Raw genomic sequence first — 2290 nt, 5'->3', positions numbered from 1 at the left:
TGCTGGTCGCTCCCGGACGTGCCGGGGGCGTGACCGGAAGGGCCAGCCAGCATGGATGACCGTACGCAGCACTTCTCAGGCGAGCCGAGCCGACTCCTCATGCCGCGGACGCACGGGCAGCCGCGTGGGGAGGAGTTCCCGGATCTGGCGCCGGGGCTGGTGATGTCAACCTTCCACTCCCGGCCGGTGTGGGGCGGGATGGCCTGGCGGCAGGCATTCCCGGGACGCGGCGATCAGTCGGCCCCCGCGCGCCGCATGGTGGGCCGCTTGCTGGCGGACACCGGCCGGAGACACGACGCGGAGTGGGTGACGGCCGAGCTGATCGCCAACGCGCTGCAGCACTCGTGTTCGGGGCAGGCACGGGGGTTCTTCGTGGTGGAGGTGCTGCGCGGCGCGGGCGTGGCCCGGATCGTGGTGTACGACCTGGGCGGGGGTTCAGTTCCGGACTTCTCCCGGACACCGGGTTCGGTGCCGAACCTGGCCGAGCACGGGCGGGGGCTGGCCGGGGTGGCTGCGCTGGCGGTCCGGTTCGGGGTGGCGGGCGATGCGAATACCGGGCATGCGGTGTGGGTCGAGCTGGCCCTCCCCGAGGAGTCGATCGCGGCGGCCTCGGCGGCAGCAGAAGTGGGTGCTGCGGCCGGTGCTGGTGCGGAAGAGTCGGAGCCGGGCGGTGGGTTCGAGGCGATGCCGGTGGCCTCCGGGACGCTCACCGAGGCAGCAGGACTCCTCGTTGCCCGTAGCGGCTTGTCGCCGGTGGGCTGTGAAGGAACCGTCAACGAGGAAGCGGGTGGCCGGATGGTAGGGGCGGATGGAGCGGGCAACGCACTTTGCCCGGATTGCGAGGAAAGCGGTTGTTGGCCTGCCCCCTTCCCGGTGCTTGCGGAGGACGTACGTGGGCAGGCGGGGAGCCAGGTATCGGCGTTCGGCGAGGAGCCGTGGGCACGGCAGGCGCTGGCCGGGCTGCGCGAGGATTGGCCGGGCTGGGCCTTCCTGGTGGTGCGGTGTCGGTGGATCGCGATGCGCGGCAAGCAGGCGGTGATCAGTGCGGCTGGGCCGCAGGAACTCCGCCAGGCCCTGCCCTCCGTCCCAGTAGACCCGAACGTGACCGGGCTGTTGCCAGGGTGCGGATCGGCTGTACCAGGCCTGGTCGAGGACGAGGCGTCAGAGTCCGGTTCGGTGCTGCCGATGGTGGCCGAGCTGTTGGTGATGGAATCTGATGCGAGGTGGGCGGGGGTGAGCGGATCGCCGGGATCGGGTTCGACATGTACGGCGGGCATCAATGGTGGTGGGGGCGCCGGTACGGGGCTGAGCGGCACGACGGCGGCGGTTGCGCCGCCGCCGGGGGCGTTGACCGCCGAACGGTCGGGGACGGGCACGTGGGCGATTGCTGCCGCTGACGTGGCGCGAGCGGGTCGGCGGCCGTATGGATGGTCATTGTGGCCGTGGGGCAAGCGTCGGGACCGTTCGTGTTCAGCGGCGCACGGGAAACAGGCTCGCACGACTGGCCGGGACGAGCCAGGGGGTGGACGTGGCCACCGCCGGATCCGATCGAAGCCTGCCGCAGCGATGCTGGCCGCCTGAGCGTTGATGTGCCCGCGCGTGATGGGCCGAGGGCGCGGGCTTGACGCCTGGGGCGCAGGTGGGCGTTCATACCGGTTCGCCCGTCCGGCGGCGAGCGATGCTGGACGACAGGACCGGGAGGGGTTTACTCCGCGTCGGGAGCGAGGCGAACCGGCTCCAGCGACGGGACGGAGACGGCCTGTCGGCCTCGGTCATCCGGGCGCGCTATGAAGGTATGGGCGGTAGCGAGGTTGTGTCAGATGGGGGCAGATCTCCCCACCGGAAATAGGGGTAGCGTTCCCTTGCGCGATTAAGGCCGCTACCCCGCGCGGGGGTTGTTTTCGCAGGTCTTCCCGGTTTCGGACAGTGCGCTGGGCGGCCCGACTCGTCTAAGGACGAGTCCTTTGAATATGTGTGCGCGTGCGTGAAGTGGCTGACCGTGCTGCGGCTGGCCCCGTTCGCCGGCTCATCTTGTATCCCATGGCTCCTTCGACTGCCAGCCCCTGGCCGGCTCGCGGCTTGGCCGCGAGCCGGCCTGTTTGTGGAGCGTGTGACGAGTGTGGTGTGGGCCGGTGCGCCGTCGGGGCGGATGCGGGGGATGGCGCGGTCGGGGCCGCTGACGGTTGGCTGACCGGCCCGGGGACACCTACGGCCCCGGTGCCGCCGTAGGGCGGTGCCAGGGCCGGTGGGTTGTCCGGGGGGCGGGGTTACGCGGTGGCGGGTGTGTAGG

The 2290-nt window shown here is 71.2% G+C and carries 1 protein-coding gene; it reads left to right on the top strand.

The features are described from left to right. Window positions 1-51 precede the first annotated feature (51 nt). The gene (locus ITP53_RS54895) at window positions 52-1581 is read left to right on the top strand and encodes an ATP-binding protein (RefSeq protein ID WP_328818910.1); all 1530 of its coding nucleotides are present in this window, start codon (window positions 52-54) and stop codon (window positions 1579-1581) included. Window positions 1582-2290 lie beyond the last annotated feature (709 nt).

The organism is Nonomuraea cypriaca (genome assembly GCF_015645445.1).
GTDB lineage: Bacteria > Actinomycetota > Actinomycetes > Streptosporangiales > Streptosporangiaceae > Nonomuraea > Nonomuraea cypriaca.
This window is presented reverse-complemented; position numbering and strand designations above follow the sequence as displayed.

What these genes read in the sequence shown, in the direction of transcription:
- ITP53_RS54895 (WP_328818910.1), top strand. Translation starts at nt 52, where the DNA reads ATGGATGACCGTACGCAGCACTTCTCAGGCGAGCCGAGCCGACTCCTC.